Source organism: Kitasatospora sp. NPDC096147, assembly GCF_044763225.1.
Lineage (GTDB): Bacteria > Actinomycetota > Actinomycetes > Streptomycetales > Streptomycetaceae > Kitasatospora.
The window spans coordinates 989,885-1,014,726 of sequence record NZ_JBIWFX010000001.1; the positions used below are offsets into that span (position 1 = coordinate 989,885).

The window sequence follows — 24,842 nt, forward strand, 5'->3', positions numbered from 1 at the left end:
AATGGCCGAGCAGCAGCACATCGAGCAGGTCCGGCGGTTCAACCGCACCGTCACCGAGCGGGTGGGCGTGCTGCACGACCACTACCTGGGCCGGGACCGTCCGGTCGGTGAGGCCCGGCTGCTCTGGGAGATCGGCGAGCGGGGGCGGGAGGTGCGGCAGCTGCGCGAGCGGCTCGGGCTCGACTCGGGGTACGCCAGCCGACTGCTGCGGGCCCTGGAGCGGGACGGGTTGGTGACCGTGGCGGAGGACGCCGAGGACCGCCGGGTCCGCACCGTCCGGCTGACGGCCGCCGGGCAGGCCGAGCGGGCGGCACTGGACACCCGGAGCGACGAGCTGGCCGCCGAGCTGCTCGCGCCGCTCGGAGCCGGCCAGCGCGCACGCCTGGTGGCGGCGATGGCCGAGGTGGACCGGCTGCTCACCGCCGCCACCGTCAGCCTGGACCCGGTCACCCCGGACCACCCGGACGCGCAGTACTGTCTGCGCTCGTTCTTCGCCGAGCTGGCCGACGCCTTCGACGCCGGCTTCGATCCGGCGCTCAGCCGGCTGCCCGACCCGAGCGGCCTCCGGCCTCCGCACGGGGTCTTCCTGGTGGCCCGGCTGCACGGCGAGCCGATCGGCTGCGCGGGGTTGAAGCTCCCGCCGGGCGGCCCCGCCGAGGTGAAGCGGATGTGGGTGGCACCGCAGGCACGCGGCCTCGGGCTGGGCCGACGCTTCCTGGCCGAGCTGGAGCGCCGGGCCGTCCGGCACGGGGCCGCCGTCCTGCGGCTGGACACCAACCGGGCACTCACCGCCGCGATCGGGCTCTACCACGCGGCGGGCTTCCACGAGGTGCCCGCCTTCAACGACGAACCGTACGCCCACCACTGGTTCGAGAAGCCGCTCGCCTGACGGAGGCTCAGCGCGGTCGACGGCCCGGCCGGTCGGACGAGGAGGCCGAGGGCACGGCGCGGCACGGCTCAGCGCGGCCCCGGCCAGTCCGCCGGGGAGACCTCCGGGTCGTTGCCCCGGACCCAGACGGCCGAGACGCCGAGGATCCGCCGGATCACCGCGAAGCCGCCCTCCCAGCCGTCCGGGAGCCGGAGCCGGCCGGTGCGGACCGTCTCGCCGACCCCCTCCGCGCCGGCCATCCGCAGCTCGCCGTTCCAGCTGGGCAGGCCGAGCTGCGGCACGTCGCCGGTGAGCTCGGCCCGGACCGGGATCTCCCGGCCGTCGGCCAGTACCACGGCGGGGCCCCGGTACTCGGGTGAGGGGCGCACGGGTCCGGTCATGATCCCGACTCTGGGCACCGCGCCCCCGCCCCGCAACTCCTGATCACCCACACGGGACGGCGGCCCGTCCTGCTGACCGAACGTCAGATTCAGGACACCGTGCGTCACTTGTCTGCCATGTCATGTCACTGCCACGGGCATTCCGTTTCCGCCCCACCGACCCCCGGGCAGGGATGCCGACCGCACCACCGATCTCACCCGTCCGCGCGGCGTCCCCCTGTACGCCGCCACCGCGAGAAGGAGAATCCGTGGCACACCCGACCGGTCGATGGCGGTCCGCGGTCACCGCACTGATCGCCGCCGTCGCCCTCCCCGCCGCCGCCCTGGCCTCACCGGCCTTCGCGGCTCCCCCGGCGCCGAGCGCGCCCGGCACCGTGGCCTCCAAGGTCGAGGCGAAGGTACTGGAGCAACTCGCCGACGAGGACAAGGCGGTGTACTGGGTCGAGCTCAACTCCCAGGCCAGCACGGTGGAGGCGCAGCGCGCCACCACCAAGACGGCGAAGACCGAGGCGCTGTACCGCTCGAAGACCACGCACGCCGCCACCACCCAGAAGCACCTGCGCGGGCTGCTCGACTCCGCGCAGGCCGACTACCGCACCTACTGGATCGTCAACACCATCCGGGTGACGGGCGACCGCAAGCTGCTCGACCTGCTCGCCGCCCAGCCCGAGGTGGCCAGGGTCCGGGCCGCGACCAGCGTCAAGCTGGACGAGGCACTGCCCGGCTCGGCCGAGCCGAAGGCGGCCGACGCCGTCGAGTGGAACGTGGACCGGATCGGCGCGCCCCGGGTCTGGGACGAGCTGGGCGACCGGGGCGAGGGCGTCGTGGTGGCCAACATCGACTCGGGGGTGGACTACACCCACCCGGCGGTGAACGGCTCCTACCGGGGTCGGACCGCGAGCGGCGGCTACGACCACAACTACAACTGGTTCGACCCGGCGGGCATCTGCGCCGGCGCCGCACCCTGCGACAACAACGACCACGGCACGCACACCATGGGCACCATGGTCGGCTCCAACGGCGCCGACAAGGTCGGCGTCGCCCCCGGCGCCACGTGGGTGGCGGTCAAGGGCTGCGAGGTGAACACCTGCACCGACGCCTCCCTGCTGGCGGCCGGCCAGTGGGTGATCGCCCCGACCGACCTGGCCGGGCAGAACCCCCGGCCCGACCTCGCCCCCGACGTGGTGAACAACTCCTGGGGCGGCACGCTCTACGACACCTGGTACCAGCAGACCGTGCAGGCCTGGATCGACGCGGGCATCTTCCCCGCCTTCTCCAACGGGAACAGCGGCCCGGGCTGCAACTCCAACGGCTACCCCGGCGGTTACACCACCGCCTACTCCTCCGGCTCCTTCAACAGCGCGGGGGCGATCTCCAGCTTCTCCTCCCGGGGACCGGGTGAGAACGGCCTGCTGAAGCCCGACCTGGCCGCACCGGGCGAGAACGTCCGCTCCAGCGTGCCCGGCGGCGGCTACGCCTCCTTCAGCGGCACCTCGATGGCCTCGCCGCACACCGCCGCCACGGTCGCCCTGATCTGGTCCCGCTCCGCCGCGCTGCGCGGCAACGTGGCCGAGACCAAGGCGCTGCTGAACCGCACCGCCATCGACACCGACGCCACCTCCTGCGGCGGCACCGCCGCGAAGAACAACATCTTCGGCGAGGGCAGGCTGGACGCCTTCGCGGCCGTCTCGGCCGCCCCGGCCGGACCGGTCGGGGCCGTCAACGGGCTGGTCACCAGCGGCGGTTCGCCGCTGGCCGGGGCCACCGTGCTGGCCCACGGCAGCACCGGCCCGGACCGCACCGCGACCACCGGCGCCGACGGCGGCTACGCCCTGGCGAACCTGAGTGCGGGCAGCTACACGCTGACCGTCTCCAAGTACGGCTACCTGGCCGCCACCGCCGAGGTGACGGTGGTCGCCGAGCAGACCGTGAGCCGGGACTTCACCGTCCAGCAGGCCCCGACCGCGACCGTCTCCGGCACCGTCCGCAGCGGCGGCGCCCCGGTGGCCGGCTCGCTGGTGGCCGCCGCCGGCACCCCGGTGAGCACCACCACCGGCGCCGACGGGCGGTACCGGCTCGCGCTCCCGCTGGGCGCGTACGACCTCAGCGCGAGCTCGCCGTACCGCTGCGCCGACCAGGTCGGGCAGCACCTGACGCTGAGCGCGGACACCGCGCTGGACCTCGACCTGCCGGTGCGCACCGACGCCTTCGGGTACACCTGCGCGGCCACCACCGGCGAGTGGGCGGGCGGCACCAGCAAGCTGGCGCTGACCGGCGACACCACCGCCGAGCAGGTCCAACTCCCGTTCCCCGTCGCGCTGTACGGCTCGGTGTACACCTCGGCGTACCTCTCCTCGGACGGCCACGTCTCCTTCCCGGCCTCCTCCACGGTGTACTCCAACACCGCGCTGCCCTCCACCACGCTGCCGAACGCGGCGCTCTACCCGTTCTGGGACGACCTCTACCTGGACGCCCAGTCCGGGGTGTACACCGCGACCACCGGCACCGCGCCGAACCGCACCTTCGTCATCGAGTGGCGGGGCGCGGCCTTCTACGCCGCCCGCACCACCCGGCTCTCCTTCTCGGTGGCGCTCGGTGAGGACGGCAGCTTCACCTACCGCTACAAGGACGTGGGCGCCGCCCCGGCCAACGGGAACGGCGCCACCATCGGGCTGGAGAACTCCACCGGCACCGACGGCTTCCAGTACTCCTTCAACACCGCCTCGGTGACGGAGGGTCTGACGCTGGCCTTCCGCCCGTCGAGGACCGGGCTGCTGCGCGGCACGGTGACCGACGCCAACGACGGCAAGCCGCTGGCCGGTGCCGCCGTCCGGCTGCTCACCGCCGCCGGTGCGGTGGCCGGCACCGCCACCAGCGGTGCCGACGGCTCCTACCTGCTGCAACCGGCGGCCGGGGCCTACACCCTGGAGACCTCCGCCCCCGACTACACGACGGCGAGCACCGCGTTCACCGTCACCGCCGGCACCGTGCAGCGGCCGACCACCGCACTGGCCACCGGCCGGGTGACCGCCTCGACCACGGGCCTGACCGCCGTGGTGCCCGCCGGACAGAGCCGCAGCCGGACCTTCCAGCTCACCAACTCCGGTGCCCCGACGGCCTTCACGGTCGCCGAGGCGGTGGACGCCGCCTGGCTGACCGTCACCCCGGCGGGCGGCCTGCTCCCGACCGGCGGGCAGCAGACCGTCACTCTGGCGGTGAACGCGGCGGGCGTCACGCCCGGCACCGTGCTCACGGCACAGCTGCTGGTCCGCTCGGCCAGCGGCCGTGCCCCGCAACTGACCGTGCCGGTCACCCTGGTGGTCCCGGCCTACCAGGTGGCCCTCGACGCGGGTGCCTCCGGCTCGCTCACCGACTCGCTCGGTGACGGCTGGACCAAGGACCGCGAGTACGCCACCGGGAGCTACGGCTACCAGGGGCGGTCCAGCACCAAGGACACCCGGGAGTCGATCACCGGCACCGCCGACCAGAAGCTCTACCAGACCGCCCGGGAGGGCATGTACGGCTACGCCTTCGACAAGGTGCCGAACGGCGTCTACACCGTCGAGCTGGACTTCGCCGAGCTGGAGCGCAAGTCCCCGAACAGCCGGGTCTTCGACGTGCTGATCGAGGACCGGGAGGTGATCCCGAACCTGGACGTCGCGCTCCGGTCCGGGACCCGGACGGCCCTGACCCAGTCCTTCACCACCACCGTCACCGACGGACGCCTCGACGTCCGCTTCGTGGCGGCCAACGGCAAGACCCTGCTCAACGCGATCCGGGTCACCCAGCGTCCGGACCTCACCGGCTGACACCCGGTCGGCTGACGCTCGGCCGACCGACCCGACGGCGCGGGCCGCGCCCCCTGCGGATGGGGGCGCGGCCCGCACTGCCGCCCGACGGAACGGTGGAGCGGAGCAACGGTGGAGCGGTCGGACACCCGAGCGGTGAGCGGGTCAGAGCACCGAACGCGCCTGGCAGTGCAGGCAGTAGAGGACCCGGACGCTGTCGGTCCGGCCCCGGCTGCCGACCGGCCGGCGGGTGAACAGGACCAGCACCGGGAGCATCATCACAGCCAGCCCCGCGACGGCCTGCCCGAGCAGCACCGCCACGACCGCGGCGGCCAGCACGGTGGTGAGCACCGCCCGCACCGGGCCCGGTGCCGGCATCGTCGGTCTGCGGTCCTCCCGGAGCACCTCCAGCCCGTCGGTCGCCTCACACCTGCCGCAGCACACCGCCCCGGTGCCCGCAGCCCCCTCCGTACGCGCCTCGTCAGTCCCCATGCCGACACCGTAGAGGATGCCGGCCGCGAGGCAACTCCCCCGGGAGGACGGGACGTCACGGTGCCCCGTCCCCGCCGACGCCGGGTCAGACCAGCTGCTCGACCCGCACCCAGTCCACCGCGAGCACGGCCGCGCCCGCCGCGACCTGGTCCACGCTGGACTGCGGCAGGCCCCAGAACGGGGTGGTCACCTTGTTCCACCCCGCCGGGTAGGCACCGCCCAGCGCGAAGTTGAGGATCACGTACTGGTCGTGGTCGAAGACCCAGGCGCCCCGGGTGGCCTGGGTCTTCTGCCGGGTCACCTCCAGGTAGCGGGTGCCGTCCACCGAGAAGCGCATCGCGGTGGGGGTCCACTCGACGGCGTAGACGTGCCAGCCGCCGACGTCCTGACCGGCCGGGAAGTGGTACAGCGCGCCGATGTTGCCGTCCGCCGAGTACCCCGGGCCGTGCAGGGCGCCGGAGATCCAGGAGGGGTAGCCGATGTTCTCCATGACGTCGGTCTCGCCGCAGGCGGGCCAGGACACCGCCGGATCGTCCACGTTGCTGCCCAGCAGCCAGAAGGCGGGCCAGAGCCCGTCCCCGACCGGCAGCTTCATCCGGGCCGAGACCCGGCCGTAGGTGAAGTTGAAGGCGCTGCTGGTGTCGATCCGGCCCGAGGTGAAGCGGTAGCTGCCGCCGCCGGGTGCGGTGTGACCGTTCGGCAGGTACCTGGGGGTGATGAGCAGTTGACTGCCGCTCACCCGCAGGACGGCCGGGTCGTCCACGTACGCCTGGGATTCGCCGTTGACCGAGCCCATGGTCGAGCCGGTCACCACCACCCGCCAGCGGCTGCGGTCCAGCGCGGTGCCCTCGAAGTCGTCGAACAGCACGGTGCGGTAGCTGCCGGTGCGCTCGCCGGGCTGCTCCGGGTACTCGGCCGCCGCCGAGCCGCCGGTGCCCCAGACCTGGAACTCGTAGAGGGAGTAGCCGAATTGGGCGGTGTACGGGGCCGGGCTGTAGAACCGGCGGCGCTTCACCCCGAGCATCCGCACGTAGCGGCCGGAGACGGCGGCGGGCAGGGTGATCCGGTCGTGGACACCGGCCGAGCTCCCGGGGGTGCCGATGTCGGCGTCCCGGGCGGCCACCTCGGCGGCGGTCGGCTGGTGCACGGTGCGCCAGGTGCGGTTGTCGTCGGAGACCTGGATGCGGTAGTCGACGGCGTAGGCCGCCTCCCAGTACAGGTCGAAGCCGGTCAGCCGGGCGGGGGCGCCGAGGTCCACGCCGACCCACCGGCTGTCGCTCCAGTCGCTGGACCACCGGGTGGTGTCGCCGGTCAGGCCGTCCGGCACCCCGCCGTCGAAGGCGTGCAGTGGGCTGTGCCCGGCGTCCTGGTAGCGGTCGCCGTAGGCGGGGTGACGCAGCGCCAGGTTCGCGGTGGCGGTCGCGGCCGGGGCGGGCGGCCCGCCGAAGACCTGGAAGGAGTAGAGCGAGTAGCCGTACGGGGTGGCCCGCCGGATGCCGCGCATCCGGACGTACCGGCCGAGGGCGGGCTGCGGGTGGGTGTGCACGGTGACGGTGCCGCCGGTCCCGGCGTTCTCGGTGTAGACCGAGCGCCAGTCGGTGCCGTCCCGGGAGACCTCGACGGCGTACTCCAGGCCGTACGCGGCCTCCCAGAGGAGCACCACCCGGGTGATCCGCAGGACCGCGCCGAGGTCGATCGATATCCAGGCGCCGTCGGCGAACTCACTGGAGTACCGGGTGGTGGGATTGCCGTCGAAGGCCTGGGCGGCGGCCAGGTGCGGCGCCTCGCTGCCGGAGCCGACCGCGGCGGCGGGGCGGGCCGCGTACGCGGCTGCCGCCCGGTCGGTGTCCCAGCCGGGCTCGGCACCCGGCGCGGCGGCGCTCGCGGGAGTGGGGGCGAAGGCGGGCAGGGTCAGTGCGGCGGCTCCGGAGGTGGCGGCGAGCAGGACGGAGCGCCGGGTGAGCGGCTCGGACATGGGGGCTCCCAAGGGGTGGGGGGCGGGAGGTGCGGCCACTTACTTCGCGACGAGATTTAACGCTTGAGAAAAGTGGGCGTCAAGAGTCCGGGTCAGCTCGCCCATCCTGAGTTACCGTCAACTCCGGTCCCTGGCGGGGTGGTTCGCGAACGCCGTAAAGCACTTGCCGCCCCCGCCGGGCCGCTCCCTAAGATCGTCGGATGACGGACATGATCCATCCCCCCAAGCCCCGGCCCGGTGACCGGGTGGCCATCGTCTCGCCCGGTGCCGGGCTGCCCGGCGTCCTCCCGTTGCCGCACGAGCTCGGACTGCGGCGCCTGCGCGAGGAGTTCGGCCTCGAGCCGGTCGAGTACCCGACCACCCGGACGATGGGCGCCACCCCCGAGGAGCGCGCGGCCGACCTGCACGCCGCCTTCGCCGACCCGACGATCAAGGCCGTGATCTCCACCATCGGCGGCGACGACCAGCTGACCGTGCTGCGCCACCTCGACCGCGAGCTGCTGCGGGCCAACCCCAAGCCGTTCTTCGGCTACAGCGACAACACCAACCTGCTGCTCTTCCTGCGGAACGCGGGCGTGGTCGGCTACCACGGCGCCTGCGTGATGGTCGAGCTCGGCCGCCCCGGCGCCCTGCACCCGCTCACCGCCGAGTCGGTGCGCGCCGCACTGTTCGGCTCCGGCCCCTACGAGCTGACCCAAGCCACCGAGTACGGCGACGTGGTGGGCCGGTGGGACGAGCCGGCCACCTTCCACGGCGAACCGCTGATGGAGCCGGCCGAGGGCTGGTCCTGGCACAACGCCGACCGGGTGGTGGAGGGCCGGGCCTGGGGCGGCAACGTCGAGATCCTGTCCTGGCTGATGATGGCCGACCGGGAGATCGGGCCGGCCGAGGACCACCAGGGCGAGGTGCTCTTCCTGGAGACCTCCGAGGAGATGCCCGGCGCCGAGGAGATCTACCGCATCCTGCGGAACACCGGCGAGCGCGGGCTGCTGCACCGCTTCCCCGCCCTGCTCTGGGGCCGGGCCCGGGCCTGGTCCTTCGACCGGCCGCTGGACACCGCCGCGAAGGCCGCCTACCGGCAGGAGCAGCGCGAGGCCGTGCTGCGCGCGCTCGCCGAGTACGCTCCCGACACCCTGGCGGTCTTCGACGTGGACCTCGGCCACACCGACCCGCAACTGGTCATCCCGGTCGGCGGCCCGGTCCGGGTGGACGGCCCGGCCCGCCGGATCACCGTCACCTACTGACGGTCCGCCAGGTTAGCTAGCCCGGCCCGGCCGGCGGCCCGCCGACAGCTCGTCAGCAGGCCGTGCCGGGCGGTCGTAATGCGGTGGAACCGCGCACGACCGCCCGGCTAGCTTGCGCTGCATGACCACCACTCCGCTCTCCGACAGCACTCCCGCCGAGCCCACCGGCTGGCGCGAGGCCAACCGCGCCAACTGGGACGAGCGCGTCCCCGTGCACGTGGCCGGCCCGTTCTACGACGTCCCCGGCTTCGTGGCCGGGCGTGACACGCTCCTCGACTTCGAGCCCGCCGAGGTCGGCGAGGTCGACGGCCGCACCCTGCTCCACCTCCAGTGCCACATCGGCCTGGACACCCTCTCCTGGGCCCGGCGCGGCGCCCTGGTCACCGGCCTGGACTTCTCCGCTCCGGCCGTCGAGGTGGCCCGGCAGCTGGCCGTCGATATCGGCCGTCCCGAAGCCGAGTTCGTCACCGCGGACCTCTACGACGCGGTCACCGCACTCGGCGGTCGCACCTTCGACACCGTCTACACCGGCCGCGGCTCGCTCTGCTGGCTGCCCGACATCGACCGCTGGGCGCGCACCGTCGCCGCCCTGGTCCGGCCCGGCGGCTTCCTGTACCTGGCCGAGTTCCACCCCGTCGCCGACCTGCCGGGCGAGGACGGCCGGACGGTGGAGGGCGACTACTTCCAGCGCGGGCCGATCGTGGTGGACGAGCCCGGTGGCTACGCCGCCGAGACCAGCACCAGGAGCAGCAACCTGCGCTACCAGTGGACGCACGGGGTCGGCCAGGTGGTCAGCGCACTGGTCAAGGCGGGCCTGCGGCTGGAGTTCCTGCACGAGCACGACGGCGGCCACTTCCGGCTGGAGCCGGGCCAGGGCGTCCCGCTGGTCTACACCGTGCGCGCCACCAAGCCCACCGAGCCCGCCAGCGAGACCGCCGCCTGAGCCGTCCGGCCCTGCCCTGCCCTGCCCTGACCATCCGTCACCCGGGCCCCTCAGAGCACCGGCTGCACGTCCCCCGTGGTCAGGGCCTGGCCCACGGGGGCGGCGGCCAGGTCACCCGGCGGAATGCCCGGGTGGTGCCGGGCCCCGGCCGGGGCGGTGGCGTCCTCCTCGGCCAGCGCGATGTGGGAGAGGATCCGGTACCGGTCGCCCCGGTAGAGCGAGTGCACGTACTCCACCGGCCGCCCGTCCCGGTCACTGGTGAGCCGCTCGAACTGGAGCGCCGGGGAGAAGACCGGCACGCCGAGCAGACCGGCCTCCTTCTCGTTCACCACCGTCGGTTCGATCGACTGCACCGCCTCGTGCACCCGCAGGCCGTAGCGCCCGCGCAGCAGTTCGTAGAAGTCGCCGCTCTCCATGTCGGCCGGCGCCAGCCCGGGCACCAGCGCGGCCGGGACGTGCAGCTGCTCGATGGCCATCGGCTCGCCGTCCACCAGCCGCAGCCGGGCGATGTAGACGATCCCGGCCATCGGCGGCAGCCGGAGCTTGCGCCCGACCAGCGCGCCCGCCTGCACCTGGGAGAACTCCAGCACCCGGCCGGCCCAACTGCCGCCCGCCCGGGGCAGGGTGAAGCCGCTGCCGAGGCCGGCGCGGTCCGGCGCGGCCAGCTCCTGGGTGATCTTCGCCCGGGCCACGAACATGCCCCGACCGTGCTCCCGCACGATCAGTCCGGTACTCACCAGCCCGTCCACCGCCGCCCGCAGGGTCGGCCGGGAGACCCCGAGCCGCTCGCAGAGCACCCGCTCCGAGGGGATCGGATCGCCCGGCGCCCCAGCCTCCACCAGCTCCCGCAGGTAGTCCCGCACCCGGGTGCGCTTGTACGCCGAGCCCACCGTCTCCGCCATCGCACGGCTCCTCTCCGGCCGCGGGCCCGCTCCCGACAGCCGGCCCGCACCGGAACTTACCAGTTCAGCCGGGCCGCGCCCAGGGTCCGCGCACGGAATCCGGCAGGACACTCCATCAACCCTTGCGTGCCAAGGGTATTGACGCCCCGAGTGGTCTATGCCACCTTCGCCTTACCACTTCCCCGACTGGTAAAGCCCGAGGCCGCCGTGATCCTGCCCACCCCCGTCGAACTCCACCGCTCCCCGGGTGGCTTCACGCTCGACCGGCAGACCGCCGTGCACGCCGGCCCCGGTGCCGGGACGGCCGCCGACCTGCTGCGCACCCTGCTCGCCCCGGCCACCGGCCTGCCGCTGCGCCGCTCGCCCGACGGCGCCGTCCGGCTCACGCTCACCCCCGGCGAGGGCGAGCCGGAGGGGTACCGGCTCACCGTCAGCGACGACGGCGTCCGGCTCACCGCCGCCACCGTGGCCGGGCTCCGGCACGGCGTCCAGACCCTCCGTCAGCTCCTGCCCCCGCAGGCCCTCTCGCCCGACCCCTCGCCCGGGACGCCTTGGTGGCTGCCCGCCGTCCGGATCACCGACGCCCCCCGGCACGCTTGGCGCGGCCTCCTGGTGGACGTGGCCCGGCACTTCCAGCGGCTGCCCTTCCTGCTCCGGCTGGTCGACCTGCTGGCCCTGCACAAGCTGAACGTGCTGCACCTGCACCTCACCGACGACCAGGGCTGGCGCCTCCCGGTGGACGCCTACCCCAGGCTGACCGAGGTCGGCTCCGTCCGGGCCCGCTCGATGGTCGGCCGCGCCGGGTCGACCACCTACGACCCCACGCCACATCAAGGTGCTTACACCAAGGCCGAGTTGGGTGAGCTGGTCCGGTACGCCGCCGAGCGCGGGGTGACGGTGGTGCCCGAGGTCGGGATGCCCGGCCACGCCCGGGCCGCCATCGCCGCCTACCCCTGGCTGGGCAACCGCCCGGACCGGCAGCTGGACGTCTGGACCGAGTGGGGCGTCTGCGAGAACGTCCTCGCGGTGCACCCCCGGGTGATCGACTTCTGCCGGACCGTACTCGGCGAGACAGCCGACCTGTTCCCCTCCGAGTACCTGCACCTCGGCGGTGACGAGTGCCCGACCGTCGAGTGGGAGCAGAGCCCGGCCGCCGTCGCCCGGGCGGCCGAACTCGGCCTGGCCGGACCGAAGGAGCTGCACGGATGGTTCCTGCGGACCGTCGGCGCCGAGGTGCTGGCGATGGGGCGCAAGCCGGTCTGCTGGGCCGAGGACAGCCTCTCCGGCCTGCCGCCGGAGTTCACCGTGATGCCCTGGCGGGACGCCGCGCACGGCCTGGCCGCCACCCGGCGCGGCAATCCGGTGGTGATGGCCCCGTACCGCTCCACCTACCTCGACTACCCGCAGAGCGACCGCACCGACGAGCCGCTCGGCCAGGCCGGCGCGGTGGTCGACCTGGCCGCCGTGCACGCCAACGAGCCGGCCCCCGCCGACTGGAGCCCGGCCGAGCGAGCGCTGGTGCTCGGCACCCAGGCCCAGCTGTGGAGCGAATTCGTCACCACCCGCTGCGAGTTCGACCACCTGGCCTTCCCCCGGCTGACCGCCCTGGCCGACCGGGCGTGGAACCCGGACTCCGACTACACCACCGACTTCCTCCCGGCCCTGCCCGAGCACCGGCTCCGCCTCGCGGCGGCCGGCGTGCGGGTCTGGAGGTGAGACCCCGGGTACGGGCCCCGATCCCGCACCCGGCCCCCGTCGGGCGCTTCCCCCCGCCCGGCTCCCCCACGAGGAAAGGACCTCCGACGATGTCCGCACGACCTCGCACCACCACCCGCCTGCGCGCGGCGCTCGCCGTCTGCGCCGCCGCCGGGCTGGCCGGCTCCGTCCTGCTCACCCCCTCGGCCTCGGCCGCCGCCGACGCGGTGACCGCGCAGTACCGCACCAGCGCGAGCGGAGCCACCGCCGACCAGGTGGAGCCGTGGTTCCAGCTCACCAACACCGGCTCGACCACCGTGCCGCTGAGCCAGCTGACCCTGCGGTACTACTTCAAGTCCGACTCCCCCAGTGCGAGTTACCGCTTCGCCTGCTCCTGGGCGGTGAAGGGCTGCGCGAACGTCACCGGCACCTTCGGCACCCTGGCGAACCCGACCGCCACCGCCGACCGCTACCTGGAGATCGGCTTCACGGCCGGCGCCGGCTCGCTCGCCCCCGGCCAGTCCACCGGCGACCTCCAACTCCGGTTCTACCGCTCGGACTGGCAGACCATCACGCAGTCCGACGACTACTCCTTCGGGGCCGGCCAGACCGCCTACGCCACCTGGCAGAAGGTCACCGTCCAGCGCGCCGGCTCGGTGATCTTCGGCACCGCCCCGGCCGGGAACTCCCCGAGCCCCAGCCCGAGCCCCTCCCCGTCCACCTCCACGCCGCCCGGGCCGGGCCAGGTGCTGTTCGACGACTTCAACTACAGCAGCAGCTCGGACAGTTCGATCCAGCAGCACGGCTGGACGGTCAAGTCCGGCCAGGGTGGCCCCGGTGTCCCCGGCGCCACCTGGTCGCCTGCCGACGTCACGTTCTCCTCCTCCGGCGGCAACAGCCTGATGAACCTCCGGCTGACCACCGACGGCACCGCCGCCGGCACCAAGGAGACCGAGATCCAGACCGTGGCGCAGAAGTTCCGCAACGGCACCTACGCGGCCCGGGTGAAGTTCACCGACACCCCGGTGAGCGGTCCGGACGGCGACCACACCGTGCAGACCTTCTTCACCTTCACCCCGCTGAACGCCCCGATGGACCCCAACTACGGCGAGCAGGACTTCGAGTACCTCGCCAACGGCGGCTGGGGCGAGCAGGGCAACATCATGTACACCACCTCCTGGGAGACCTACAACCCCGACCCCTGGCAGGCCGTCAACGCGCACGGCGAGCAGCGCCGTTCGTACGCCGGCTGGCACGACCTGGTGCTCACCGTCGACAACAGCAACATCACCTACTACATCGACGGCGAGCTGTTCGCCCAGCACGGCGAGCCCTACCTGCCCGAGACCCCGCAGTTCATCGACTTCAACCACTGGCTGATCGACCTGAACGGCCAGACCAGCAGCACCCCGCGCTCCTACGACCAGCAAGTCGACTACGTCTACCACCTCAAGGACCGGGTGCTCACGCCCGCCCAGGTGACCGCCGAGATCGCCGCCCTGCGCGCGGCCGGCACCACCTTCAAGGACACCGTCTGACCGACCGGGGACGGGGGCCGGCCGCCATGGGGGGCGGCCGGCCCCCGTCCCCGCGTTCCGCCGACCACGGCCTCACCCGTACGGCTCAACGTCCGTGACCCGTACGGCGGGTGGCCGTTGGCCGGGAGTCTCGTCCCCGACCGGCCAGGAGCCCCCGTGCGCAGGACCGTCCCACTCCTCACCGCCCTGCTCGTCGGCGCGCTGCCCGCTGCTGTACCGTCCGCCGCCGCGCTGCCCGCCGCGGCCTCGGGCAGCGGGTCCCGGGGCGTGGTCCAGCAGCAGGGCATCGCGCTCGACGCGCACGCGGGGGACGGCTCGGTCGGCGGCACCGCCCGGTTGACCGTCACCCGGGAGAGCGGTGGCTTCCGGCTCCGCGGCCACGTCGCATCCACCAGGGGCTGCGTGGAGTTGAAGGCCGTGAACATGCACCTCGGCACCTACCTCGGCGGAGACACCGTCAAGAAGACCTGCAAGGAGGGCGTCCAGGAGCGGGTGGACTCCTGGACCCGCCACACCGACGTGGTGCTCTCCGCGATCGTCGACCACGGCCCCGACTGGGACTCCTCGATCGTCACCCTCACCGGCCGCCCCTGAGCGGGGGCAGGGCCCGCCCCGGCCCAGCCCCCGCTCAGAACCGGATGTCGGGAGCCTGCAGGGCGATCCGCAGGCTCTCCTCCGCGCGCTCCGCGTCGATCTCGTGGCGGTACCAGACGTTCTGGACGGGATCCTCTCCCGAGCCGTCGTCCACCAGCACCCAGAGCACCAGACCCCACATCACCACCTTCGAATAGCCCGGGAGTTGGGCACCGAAGCCGACCGGCACGGCGACCCCGATCCGGGGCGGCGGGGGCTGGTCGAAGTCGTGGTCGGAGGTGAAGTCCGAGGCGTCCCGGCCACCGAGCACCAGCGGAGGCTTAGTGACCTTCAGCCAGTGCACCTCCAGCCCCTCGGCGATCCGCCCGAGGGCGATGTCCAGCCAGGCCCGGACGGAACGCTCCGGGTCGGGCAGCCAGCGCAGCGGGCCGTCGGGGTCCGTGATGCGTGCGAGGTCGTCCTTCGGCGGACCGAAGTTCTCGTTCTCCACCGCCTCGCCGACCACGTTGCCGTCCGCGTCGACCTGCCACCAGCGCACGATCGCCTCGGGCGGGGCCCAGGTCTCGGAGGAGTACTCGCCCGACACCTCGTAGATCCAGGTCCCCTCCCTGCCCTCGGCCGGCATCGGCGGGTCCTGCGGACCGACCGGCCGCATCGACCCCCTCGGCCCGGCGTCCCCTGGCCCGGCGTCCTGCGGTACGGCGTCCTGCGGTGCGGCCTCCTGCACTGCGGCGTCCTGCGGCGATCCGGTCGGCCTCTCGCGGCGCTTGCGGCTGAAGATGCCCAATGTCCGTCCCTCCCCCTCGGCGTCCCCCTCCGGGCATCCTTCCCCACCCCGGCCACCGCCAGACCGCAGCGGGGCAACTGCCGTCTCCCGCCCAGGTGTTCGACCGACCGCCGGTGAGGCTCGCCGGCCTTCCAGCGCACCTCAGCCGCTGATCTCGACCACCGCCCGATGGGTGGCCGGATCGTCCAGGGCGGCCAGCAGGTAGTGCGCCAGGTCCGCCCTGGCGATCCGCCCCGGACGGGTCAGCCGGTCTCCGACCGCCGTCCGGTAGCGGCCGGTGAACGGACCGTCGGTGAGCATCGGAGCCCGGACCACCGTCCAGTCCGGCTCGGGCACCGCCGCCAGGGCGGCCTCCATCGCGGCCATGTCGGCGTAGGCGTGACGGTACCGGGGCCGGACGACGAGGCGGATGACGAGCCGTTGGTACCAGGGCACGTCCGGCTCGTCGTCGAGCCCGGCCGAGGAGAGGCAGAGCAGGCGGGGCACGCCGTGCTCCCGCATGGCCTCGACCAGGTGGGCCGTCCCCCGGGAGTACACCCGGGTCGGGCCCCGGCCGTCGGTGGCGCCCAGGCAGGAGACCACCGCGTCCTGCCCGGACAGGGCCGTCCGCCAGTCACCCGGTGACAGGACGTCACCCGTGACCACCCGGGCACTGCCCGCCACGGCGGTGGTCAGCCGGGACGGGTCACGGACCAGCACGGTCACCTGGTGACCCGCCGTCAGGGCCCGGCTCAGCACCTGGGCCCCGGTGCCCCCGGTCGCTCCGACCAGCAGCAGCCTCACCGCTCCACCGCCGGCCTCAGCGGTGTCGGGAGCAGTGCCTGGAGCAGCGCCTGCGTCCGGGAGAGTGCCAGTGCCTGGGCGAGCCGGTGTGCCTGTGCCCGTGCGGCGGCCTGCGGCCCACCCGACACCCGGCCTTCCGGCTCGGCCCCGCCGAGCGCCGGAGCCGACACCCTGTCCGATGCCCGAGCCCCGCCGAGCAACCGGGAGTTCTCCCGCTCCGCCTCCGCTGCTGCCTCAGCCTGCACGCGCGCCGTACCCGCCGTACCCGCCGTCCCGCTCCCGGCTCGCCCCGGGTCGGGCGCGAGCGACTCGACCAGCGCGACCAGCACGGCCCGCTGCCCTGCGGGGGTGAGGTGGAGGCCGTCCTCCGCCAACTCGCCCACGGTGGCGGACCGGACGTCGACCACCGGCTCCGGGCCGTCGGCCAGGTGGGCGGCCAACTCGTCGACGTCCGCCGCCCGCCAGCCGATCCCGGCTGCCCTGAACGGCGGGTGGGCGGCGATCCGGACCTCGTCCACCGCGCTCGGCGTGATCCAGTACCACGGCGTCCGCGGGAGGGTGTTGCGCAGCTCCCGCAGATTGCGCCCGGTCTCCGAGGCACTCACCAGCCGGGTGCCGCCCGGGCCGCTACGGCGCAGGTCGTTGGCGCCCAGCATGCAGAGCACCGCGTCCGGCTCGCCCGCCGCCGTCAACCAGGGTGCCCGGCCGAGTGCCTCGGTGGTGGTGCAGCCGGAGACCGCCCGGTTGGCCAACTCGACGCCCGGGGGCAACAGATGACGCAGGATCTCGCACCAGGACAGCCGGTCGGCGGTACTGCTCTCGCCGAGTACCAGCACCCGCTGGCCGGGCCGGAACGGCAGGGCCGCCACCCGGGCCGCGAAGACCGGATCGGCCGTCAACTCCCTTGCAGCCTCCCGTGCCTGCTCCTCGAACCGGGTCAGCAGGGCCGCGTAGTCGGCGGACTCCAGGCCGAACAGCGCCGCCAGCACGTCCCGGCTCGGCCGGCCCAGGTACGGCAGGGCCCGCTCCGGCTGCTGGAAGCGCACCAGCCGCTCGGCCTGCCCGGCACCGCCGCCGACCGCACCGCCGCCAGCCGCACCGCCGCCGACCGCACGGTCCGGACGGCCCCCTGCGGGACCACCCCCACCGGCCGCCGCTCCGCTGCTCCCCCGTCCGTCCGTCGCGCTCATCCCCGTCCTCCCTGCTCGCCACCACGTCCACCGTCACTGCCCCTGCCACTTCCTCCGGCGCGACCGGCCTCGTTGGCCCGTGCCCGCCGCTTCGGCAGCAGGAAGCCGACCGCCACCAGCCAGAGCAACGCGGTGAACCGCGCCAGCGGCAGCAGCGGGGCCAGGGCGTCCACCAGCAGGACCAGCACCGAGAGTTCCGCCAGCCCCGCGATCACCAGACCCACCACCGCGAGCCACCTCGGCAGCAGCCCGGCCAGCAGGCCCGGCACGGCGAGGCCGGCCACCAGCAGGCCGAGCGGAGCCACGTGGGCCGGGCCACCGGCGGCGAACGCCGCGTACTGGAGGGCCCGGAGCACGGCCGGCGCCTCGGCGAGCTCGGCCCGGGACAGCACCCAGAGGGCCAGGCCCGAGCAGGCCAGGAAGGCCGAGGCGAGCACACCGCCGGCCAGCGCGATGGTCGCGCCGGGGGCGCGGACCCCGAGGCGGTGCAGCCGGGCCGAGACGGTCGCGGCGTAGACGGCGAGCGGGACGGAGGCCGCGAGTTGAAGGGCGCCCATCACGCGGACCGCCCCGCCGTGGTCGCGGAAGTAGGCCAGCTGCTCGCCCGCCTCCCCGAACGGGGACGGGAAGGTCGTGCCGTCGGCCAGCACGGTGCCGAGCACCAGGCCCGCCACGAAGAGCCCGGTGAACACCACGGCCAGGATCCCGGGCGGCGGACCACCCTGCGCCTCGCCTCCGGCAACCGCCAACCCCGACCCTGCCCCGCCCACGGGCTCGGGGCCCGAGCGGGATTCGTTCTGTCCGGTCATCAGTTCCCCCAGTTGAATGGTTCACAGCAGAGAATCGTTTTCCGGGCAGTACGATAACCCCGTGAGCACCCACCGGCAACCACCCATGAACCAGGCCAACCCGGCCTTCCTGCTCGCCCAGGTCGGCGGCCACGCCGCCACCCGCTTCGCCGAGCGGACCGCCGAGCTCGGCCTCCACCCGCCGGACGTCGGCCTGCTGCGGATGATCGCGACCCGCCCCGGCCTCAGCCAGCGGGCCTTGGCCGAGGACCTCGGCGTGGTCCCCAGCCGGGTGGTGACGCTCATCGACGGCCTGGAGAAGAAGGGTCTGGTCGAGCGCCGCCGCAGCACCGAGGACCGCCGCCACCACGAGCTGCACCTCTCCCCGGTCGGCGCCCAGGCCCTGCACGCCGTCCGCGAGGTGGCCACCGCCCACCAGGCCGACCTGCTCGCCGCCCTCACCCCCGCCCAGTGCGCCCAGCTGACCGAGCTGCTCACCCTGGTCGCCGAGGAGCAGGGCCTCACCCCCGGCGTCCACCCCGGCTACCGCCGCCTCCCCAAGGCCCCGCCGGCCCCGAAGGACTGACCCCGCCTCACCTGCGTGCCGAGCTGCACCGACGCCACCCGGACCCCACCCCGAGGTCGACATCGAGCGCCGATAAGGTTAGGTTTCCCTAAGTCCCGCCGGAGGTCGGCGACACTCCCGGCTCCGACGGCGGGGGGTCGGACGGCACGGCGTTCACGAGGGACCACGCACGTCACCATGAGCACGATCACGGACCACCCGGCGTCGAGCCATCAGCTCTCGGAGTCCCGTCACAGGCGAGTCGTCCTCGGCGTGCTCGCCGTCGGCGTCCTGCTCACGGCCGTGCTCTCGCTGTTCGTCGGCGCCCGCGCGCTGACCCCGGGCGAGGTCTGGCACGGACTCTTCGATCCGCCCGTCGCGGACCAGGAGCTCACCGGGATCAGGCTCGTCGTGCAGACCGTCCGGCTGCCCCGAGCGGTGCTCGCCGTGGTGGCCGGGATCGCCCTGGGCGTCGGCGGCGCCCTGATCCAGGGCTACACCCGCAACCCGATCGCCGACACCGGACTGCTCGGCGTGAACACCGGCGCCTCGTTCGCGGTCGTGTCGGCGATCTCGCTGCTCGGCCTCACCGACCCGTTCCAGTACGTCTGGTTCTCCTTCCTCGGCGCGGCGGTCGCGGGCGTCGTGGTCTTCGGCCTGTCCAGCATCGGCCGGGGCGCCGGGAACCCGCTGACCCTGGCCCTGGCCGGGCAGGGGGTCACGGTCTTCCTCGCGGCGATGACCACGGCAGTGGCGCTCTCGGACAAGGCCGCGCTGAACGCCCTGCGGTTCTGGAACGCCGGCTCCGTGGCCGGCGTCGGCTTCGGGGTGATCTGGCCGGTGACCCTGTTCGTCGTGCTCGGCCTGGGCCTGGCCCTGGCCGTCCTGCCCACCCTCAACCTGCTCGACCTGGGGGACGACGTGGCGCGCGGACTGGGCGTCAACATCACGCTGATGCGGACGATCGGCATCACCGCCATCACCCTGCTCGCGGGCGCGGCTACCGCCGCCTGCGGCCCGATCGCCTTCCTCGGTCTGATGGTGGCTCACCTGGCACGCCGTCTGACCGGGCCCGACCACCGCTGGTCGGTGCCCTGCGCGGGACTGCTCGGCGCGCTCGTCCTGCTGGTCTGCGATGTCGTCGGGCGTCTGGTGGTGAGACCGGGCGAGCTGGAGGCGGGCCTGCTGGTCGCACTGCTCGGCGCCCCGTTCTTCGCCGCCATGGTGTGGCGGGGAAGGTTCAGGAACACATGACCGGGACGGAGACCGGAGCGGAGCCCGGCACGGAGCAGCGGACCGCGGCACCGGAGCCCGCACTCACGCCTGGGGTGCGGCTGGCCGGGGCGTCCTTCGCCTGGCGGCCCTGGCCGCTCCTGGTGACGCTGCTGCTGACGGCCGCCGCCCTCCTGCTGTTCTGCCTCTCCATCGCGGTGGGCGACTTCCCGATCGACCTGCCGCGCGTGCTCGCCACGCTGCTCGGCCACGGCGAGCGGGTGGACGAGTTCGTGATCATGGACCTCCGGCTGCCGCGGGCCGCCGCCGGGCTGGTGGTGGGTGTGGCGCTGGGCCTGTCCGGGGCGATCACCCAGTCCGTAGCCCGCAATCCGCTGGCCAGTCCGGACATCCTCGGCGTCACCGGTGGCGCCAGCGCCGTCGCGGTCTTCCTGGTGACGGTCACCGGCGGGGCGGCCTCGGCGGTGACCGGCACGATCGGGCTCTCCGCCGCCGCGCTGGCCGGCGGGCTGGGCACCGGCCTGCTGGTGTACCTGCTGGCCTGGCGGCGCGGCATCGACGGCTTCCGCCTGGTACTGATCGGCGTCTCGGTCAGCGCCGTGGCGGAGGCGGTCACCAGCTGGCTGCTGACCAGGGCCGACATCAGGGACGTGGCGCGGGCCCAGGCCTGGCTGGTCGGCTCGCTCGACGGCCGGTCCTGGGACGAGGTCCGGCTCGCCCTCTGGGCCACCCTCGCGCTGACGGTGGTGGTCACGGCGGTCGCCTTCCAGTTCAAGCCGCTGCACCTCGGCGACGACGTGGCCGCCGGCCTCGGGGTCCGGTACTCCCGGGTCCGCGCCGTGCTGCTGCTCTGCGCCGTCCTGCTGGCCGGGACGGCGGTGAGCGCGGCCGGGCCGGTGCCGTTCGTGGCCCTGATGGCCCCTCAGGTGGCGATGCGTCTGACCCGGTCCCCGGTGCCGCCGTTGCCCGCCTCCGGGGCGGTCGGGGCCGTGCTCCTGATCGGCTCGGACCTGGTCTCGCGCACGGTCCTGCCGGTCTCCCTGCCGGTCGGCGTGGTGACCGCCGCCATCGGCGGCCCGTTCCTCGTCTACCTGCTGGTCCGGGCTAACCGCCGCTGACCGGCCCCAGGACGAAAAGCAGCACCGGAACCCCGAGCAGAGGAAGAGTCTTGAGCGTCGATCAGACCAGCACGGCCGATGCACGCCCCCCGCGTCTCGCGGCCGAGGGCGTCACCGTCGGCTACGGCGACCGGACCGTCATCGACGCGCTGGACGTGACGATCCCCCGGGGCGCGACCACCAGCGTCATCGGGCCCAACGGGTGCGGCAAGTCCACCCTGCTGCGCACCCTGTCCCGGCTGCTCCGGCCGACCTCCGGGACGGTGCTGCTGGACGGGGAGGACATCGGTCGGCTGAAGACCAGGGAGGTCGCGAGGAAGCTCGGCCTGCTGCCCCAGTCTCCGGTCGCGCCGGACGGCCTGACGGTGGCCGATCTGGTGGCCAGGGGCCGCCACCCGCACCAGAGTTGGCTGCGGCAGTGGTCCTCGGACGACGCCTCGGTGGTCGGCCGGGCGCTGGCCATGACCGGGGTGGCCGATCTGGCGGACCGTCCGGTCGACACGCTCTCCGGCGGCCAGCGCCAGCGCGTGTGGATCTCGATGGCCCTGGCCCAGGGCACTGACCTGCTGCTGCTCGACGAACCCACCACCTTCCTGGACCTCGCGCACGCCGTCGAGGTGCTCGACCTGGTCGACGACCTGCGGGCGGCCGGGCGCACCGTGGTGATGGTGCTGCACGACCTCAATCTCGCGGTGCGCTACAGCGACAACCTGGTGGTGATGAAGGCCGGTTCGGTGCTGGCCCAGGGCCGTCCCGCCGAGGTGGTGACCGCGGCCCTGCTGGAGGAGGCGTTCGGCCTGCGGGCCGAGGTGGTCGAGGACCCGGTGAGTGGCGGCCCGCTGGTGGTGCCGATCGGGAGGACGCCCGGCCGGGGGGCCGGGGGCACCCGGAAGCACCTCAACACTTAGGCTAGGCTCACCTAATCTGATCATCAGAACGGACCGCTCCCCCCGGCGGCCCGTCCAGGTCGGCACGACCGCACGAGACCCAAGGGATCCCGCATGCTCCTCGATCGTTCCTCCCGCACCGGCGCCTGGCAGCGGGTGGCGGTGACCGCTGCGGCGGCGGCCCTCGGCGCCGGTCTGCTGGCCGGCTGCGGTTCCGGTGCGTCCGGCCAGGACGGCAAGGCCGACGCGGGCGGCCCCGCCGCCGGCGGCAGCTTCCCGGTCACGGTGGAGCACGCCTTCGGGTCCACCACCGTCACCAAGGCGCCCCAGCGCGTGGTCACCGTCGGCTACACCGACGACCAGTCGGTGCTGGCCTTCGGCATCAAGCCGGTCGGCATGGTCGACCAGTACCCGAACCCGGCCGGCACCAGCCCCGACATCAACACCCAGTGGCCCTGGGTGAAGGACAAGTGGGGCGACGCCAAGCCCGAGGTCATCATGGCGAACGGCGACGCCGGCCCCAACTTCGAGAAGATCGCGGCCCTGCGGCCCGACCTGATCGTCGCGGTCTACTCCGAGATCGACCAGGCCGGCTACGACAAGCTCTCCAAGATCGCCCCGACGGTCGGCCGCACCAAGGCGGAGAAGGAGCCCTTCAGCGCTCCCTGGCAGGACAACGCCCTGCACATCGCCAAGGCCCTCGGCCGGGCCGACGAGGGCCAGAAGATGATCCAGGGCATCAACGACAAGCTCGCCGCGACGAAGCAGGCGCACCCGGAGTTCGCCGGCCAGACCGCCGTGGCGCTGTCCTGGTACAAGGACTCGGTGGCCCCGTTCACCAGCACCGACGTGCGCGGTCAGCTGCTGACCGGCATGGGCTTCAAGTCGCAGACCGAGATCGACAAGATCGCGGGGGACAAGTTCTACACCCAGCTCTCCCCGGAGCGGACCGAACTCGTCGACGTGGACCGGGTGTTCGTCATCAACGACAAGGCGGACACCGAGGCGCTGAAGAAGTTCGAGCTCTTCACCAACCTGAAGGTCGCCAAGAACGGCAAGGTCTCCTACCTGCTCGACAGCGAGGGCCCGGCGGCCGGTGCGGCCATCTCGCAGGCGACCCTGCTCTCGGTGCCGTACGCCATCGACGAGCTCGTGAAGTCGGTCGGCTGAGGGTGAGTGACGGCGGAACGCGGCCCGGCCCGGCGGCGCTGCGGACGACCACCGGTGCCGAGGCGGCCCGCTGGGTCCTGGCGCACTGCCGGGAGCGTCCCTGGCTGACGACCGCCACCGCGCTGAGCACGGTGGCGGGGGCCGCGCTCCAGATCCTCCCCGTGCTGCTGCTGAGCCGGGTGGTCGACGGGGTGACCGCCGGCCGACCGGGCTCGGCGCTGCTCGGCACCGGGGCGGTGATGGTGGCCGCCGCCCTGCTCGGTGCGGCGGCCACCGGCGCGTCGACCCGGCTGATCGGACGGCTCGGGGCGGATCTGCTCGCCCGGCTGCGCGAGGACGCGGTGCGGACCGTGCTCGGGCTGCCCGGAGCGCGGGCCGCCGAGCTGGGCCGGGGCGACGTGTTGTCCCGGGTCGGCGACGACGTCGCCGTGCTCTCCCGGGGCATCCGCTCGGCCGTGCCCACCGTGCTCTCCGCCGGGGTGCTGGTGGTGATCGCCACCGCCGGCATGTTCGGCCTCGACTGGCGCCTCGGCCTGGCCGGCGCCGCCGCGCTGCCCGCGTACGGGCTCGCCCTGCGCTGGTACCTCCCGCGCTCGGCACCGCTCTACCGGCGGCAGCGGGCCGCGCAGGGCGACCGCGCGCAGGCCCTGATCAGCGGGCTGGACGGCATCGACACCGTCCGTGCCTACGGGCTGGAGCCGGCCTTCCGGGAAAGGGTCGCCGACGAGTCACGCCGGGTCAGGGACCTCGGCGTGGAGGTCTTCCACCTCTTCGGCCGCTTCGTCGGCCGGGAGAACCGGGCCGAGTTCATCGGTCTCGGGCTGATCGTGGTGGTCGGCTACCTCCTGCTGGAGAACGGCTCGGCGAGCCTCGGCGCGGTCGCGGCGGCGCCGCTGGTCTTCCACCGGCTGTTCAACCCGCTGGGCGCCGTGATGTTCACCTTCGACGAGGCCCAGAAGTCCGGCGCCAGCCTGACCAGGCTGGTCGGGGTGCTGTCGGAGCCCTCGGCCGAGCGGCTGGTCGGCGAGCCGGGCGCCGCGCTCGCCGTGCCCGACGACACCTCCGTGCTGGTGGAGGGGCTGACCTTCACCCACCCCGGAGCGGAGCGGCCCGTCCTACGGGACGTCAGCCTGACCGTCCCCGCCGGGAGTTCGCTCGCCCTGGTCGGCGCGAGCGGCGCGGGCAAGTCGACCCTGGCCGCCCTGGTGGCCGGGATCGGCAGCCCGCAGAGCGGCCGGATCCGCATCGGCCCCGTCCCGCTCGCCGGCCTGGACGAGGCGCGGGCCAGGGCCCTGGTGGGCATCCTGACGCAGGAGACGCACGTCTTCGCCGGCCCGCTCGCCGACGACCTCCGCCTGGCCGCGCCCGCCGCCACCGATGCCGAACTGACCCGGGCCCTGCGGCTGGTCGGCGCCGACACCTGGGCCGAAGCACTGCCCGACGGCCTGCAGACCGTCGTCGGCGACGGCGGAGTGCGGCCGGACGCCCTACGGGTCGCCCAACTCGCGCTCTGCAAGCTCGCGTTGGCGGACACCCCGGTGGTGGTGCTGGACGAGTCGACCGCCGAGGCCGGCAGCGCGGGCGCGGCCGACCTGGACCGGGCGGTCCGGGCGGTCTGCAGCGGCCGGACCACCCTGCTGGTCGCACACCGGCTGAGCCAGGCCGTCACCGCCGACCGGATCGCCGTCCTGGACGCGGGGCGGGTCGTGGAGCAGGGCACCCACGAGGAGCTGGTGGCGCTGGACGGCCGGTACGCCCGTCTCTGGCACGCCTGGCGGGGGGCCGGCGACACCGGCTCCGACCGTCCGAAGGCCCGCACCGGATGACACCGGGCCGGCCCGCGTCCCGTCCCCACCCACTCCGGAAGCGACTGTCCGTCAC

The 24,842-nt window shown here is 73.9% G+C and carries 21 protein-coding genes; 13 read left to right on the forward strand and 8 right to left on the reverse strand.

The features are described 5' to 3' along the window. Position 1 precedes the first annotated feature (1 nt). On the forward strand, positions 2-889 hold the full coding sequence (locus ACIRBX_RS04265; protein ID WP_402293619.1) for a GNAT family N-acetyltransferase: 888 nt from the start codon (positions 2-4) through the stop codon (positions 887-889). A gap of 68 nt (positions 890-957) precedes the next feature. Here the strand turns inward: ACIRBX_RS04265 and ACIRBX_RS04270 are convergent, their stop codons facing one another. Then, positions 958-1,269: a hypothetical protein gene (locus ACIRBX_RS04270; RefSeq protein WP_402293620.1), complete on the reverse strand. Its 312-nt coding sequence runs from the start codon at positions 1,267-1,269 to the stop codon at positions 958-960. A 248-nt stretch (positions 1,270-1,517) separates the two neighbouring features. Between ACIRBX_RS04270 and ACIRBX_RS04275 the strand changes: the two genes are divergently transcribed. Then, positions 1,518-5,078: a S8 family serine peptidase gene (locus ACIRBX_RS04275; RefSeq protein ID WP_402293621.1), complete on the forward strand. Its 3,561-nt coding sequence runs from the start codon at positions 1,518-1,520 to the stop codon at positions 5,076-5,078. Positions 5,079-5,222: 144 nt separating this feature from the next. Here ACIRBX_RS04275 and ACIRBX_RS04280 read toward each other — a convergent pair whose 3' ends face one another. After that, on the reverse strand, positions 5,223-5,549 hold the full coding sequence (locus tag ACIRBX_RS04280) for a hypothetical protein (protein ID WP_402293622.1): 327 nt from the start codon (positions 5,547-5,549) through the stop codon (positions 5,223-5,225). A gap of 85 nt (positions 5,550-5,634) precedes the next feature. Further along, a complete protein-coding gene (locus ACIRBX_RS04285) occupies positions 5,635-7,524 on the reverse strand; it encodes a discoidin domain-containing protein (RefSeq protein WP_402293623.1) in 1,890 nt (629 codons plus the stop codon). Positions 7,525-7,724: 200 nt separating this feature from the next. On the opposite strand from ACIRBX_RS04285, the gene ACIRBX_RS04290 reads away from it, so the two are divergent. Together ACIRBX_RS04290 and ACIRBX_RS04295 are read left to right on the forward strand one after the other, a co-directional pair. After that, positions 7,725-8,768 carry a S66 peptidase family protein gene (locus ACIRBX_RS04290; protein WP_402293625.1) on the forward strand — a complete coding sequence of 348 codons (1,044 nt, stop codon included), beginning with the start codon at positions 7,725-7,727 and terminating at the stop codon, positions 8,766-8,768. A 121-nt stretch (positions 8,769-8,889) separates the two neighbouring features. Beyond that, on the forward strand, positions 8,890-9,711 hold the full coding sequence (locus ACIRBX_RS04295; protein WP_402293626.1) for a class I SAM-dependent methyltransferase: 822 nt from the start codon (positions 8,890-8,892) through the stop codon (positions 9,709-9,711). 50 nt (positions 9,712-9,761) lie between these two features. Here the strand turns inward: ACIRBX_RS04295 and ACIRBX_RS04300 are convergent, their stop codons facing one another. After that, positions 9,762-10,613 carry a GntR family transcriptional regulator gene (locus tag ACIRBX_RS04300; protein WP_402293627.1) on the reverse strand — a complete coding sequence of 284 codons (852 nt, stop codon included), beginning with the start codon at positions 10,611-10,613 and terminating at the stop codon, positions 9,762-9,764. Between the two features lie 150 nt (positions 10,614-10,763). Here ACIRBX_RS04300 and ACIRBX_RS04305 point away from each other — a divergent pair, with 150 nt between their 5' ends. From ACIRBX_RS04305 to ACIRBX_RS04315, 3 genes are all read left to right on the forward strand, one after another. Beyond that, positions 10,764-12,329, forward strand: a complete 1,566-nt coding sequence (locus tag ACIRBX_RS04305; RefSeq protein ID WP_402293628.1) for a beta-N-acetylhexosaminidase — start codon at positions 10,764-10,766, stop codon at positions 12,327-12,329. A gap of 89 nt (positions 12,330-12,418) precedes the next feature. Next, on the forward strand, positions 12,419-13,846 hold the full coding sequence (locus ACIRBX_RS04310; protein WP_402293629.1) for a cellulose binding domain-containing protein: 1,428 nt from the start codon (positions 12,419-12,421) through the stop codon (positions 13,844-13,846). Positions 13,847-14,002: 156 nt separating this feature from the next. Continuing rightward, complete coding sequence (locus ACIRBX_RS04315; protein ID WP_402293630.1) at positions 14,003-14,440, forward strand: hypothetical protein; 438 nt, start codon at positions 14,003-14,005, stop codon at positions 14,438-14,440. 34 nt (positions 14,441-14,474) lie between these two features. On the opposite strand, the gene ACIRBX_RS04320 is transcribed toward ACIRBX_RS04315, so the two are convergent. The 4 genes from ACIRBX_RS04320 to ACIRBX_RS04335 all read right to left on the reverse strand — a co-directional run bounded on the left by ACIRBX_RS04320 (position 14,475) and on the right by ACIRBX_RS04335 (position 17,949). Further along, positions 14,475-15,227 (reverse strand): hypothetical protein, encoded by a 753-nt coding sequence (locus ACIRBX_RS04320; protein ID WP_402293631.1) that lies wholly within the window; start codon positions 15,225-15,227, stop codon positions 14,475-14,477. A gap of 141 nt (positions 15,228-15,368) precedes the next feature. Next, positions 15,369-16,010, reverse strand: coding sequence for an NAD(P)-dependent oxidoreductase (locus tag ACIRBX_RS04325; RefSeq protein ID WP_402293632.1), 642 nt, complete (start codon positions 16,008-16,010; stop codon positions 15,369-15,371). After that, complete coding sequence (locus ACIRBX_RS04330; protein ID WP_402293633.1) at positions 16,007-17,200, reverse strand: SGNH/GDSL hydrolase family protein; 1,194 nt, start codon at positions 17,198-17,200, stop codon at positions 16,007-16,009. Before ACIRBX_RS04330 ends, ACIRBX_RS04325 begins: the two co-directional genes overlap by 4 nt. Continuing rightward, on the reverse strand, positions 17,197-17,949 hold the full coding sequence (locus ACIRBX_RS04335) for a hypothetical protein (protein WP_402293634.1): 753 nt from the start codon (positions 17,947-17,949) through the stop codon (positions 17,197-17,199). Before ACIRBX_RS04335 ends, ACIRBX_RS04330 begins: the two co-directional genes overlap by 4 nt. Before the next feature lie 121 nt (positions 17,950-18,070). On the opposite strand from ACIRBX_RS04335, the gene ACIRBX_RS04340 reads away from it, so the two are divergent. From ACIRBX_RS04340 to ACIRBX_RS04365, 6 genes are all read left to right on the forward strand, one after another. Beyond that, positions 18,071-18,574, forward strand: coding sequence for a MarR family winged helix-turn-helix transcriptional regulator (locus tag ACIRBX_RS04340; protein ID WP_402293635.1), 504 nt, complete (start codon positions 18,071-18,073; stop codon positions 18,572-18,574). 177 nt (positions 18,575-18,751) lie between these two features. Continuing rightward, on the forward strand, positions 18,752-19,807 hold the full coding sequence (locus ACIRBX_RS04345) for a FecCD family ABC transporter permease (protein WP_402293636.1): 1,056 nt from the start codon (positions 18,752-18,754) through the stop codon (positions 19,805-19,807). Next, positions 19,804-20,904 carry a FecCD family ABC transporter permease gene (locus tag ACIRBX_RS04350; RefSeq protein ID WP_402293637.1) on the forward strand — a complete coding sequence of 367 codons (1,101 nt, stop codon included), beginning with the start codon at positions 19,804-19,806 and terminating at the stop codon, positions 20,902-20,904. Before ACIRBX_RS04345 ends, ACIRBX_RS04350 begins: the two co-directional genes overlap by 4 nt. Positions 20,905-20,954: 50 nt before the next feature. Next, on the forward strand, positions 20,955-21,812 hold the full coding sequence (locus ACIRBX_RS04355; protein WP_402293638.1) for an ABC transporter ATP-binding protein: 858 nt from the start codon (positions 20,955-20,957) through the stop codon (positions 21,810-21,812). Positions 21,813-21,905: 93 nt separating this feature from the next. Beyond that, positions 21,906-22,961 (forward strand): iron-siderophore ABC transporter substrate-binding protein, encoded by a 1,056-nt coding sequence (locus tag ACIRBX_RS04360; RefSeq protein WP_402293639.1) that lies wholly within the window; start codon positions 21,906-21,908, stop codon positions 22,959-22,961. Positions 22,962-22,963: 2 nt separating this feature from the next. Continuing rightward, complete coding sequence (locus ACIRBX_RS04365; RefSeq protein ID WP_402293640.1) at positions 22,964-24,787, forward strand: ABC transporter ATP-binding protein; 1,824 nt, start codon at positions 22,964-22,966, stop codon at positions 24,785-24,787. Positions 24,788-24,842 lie beyond the last annotated feature (55 nt).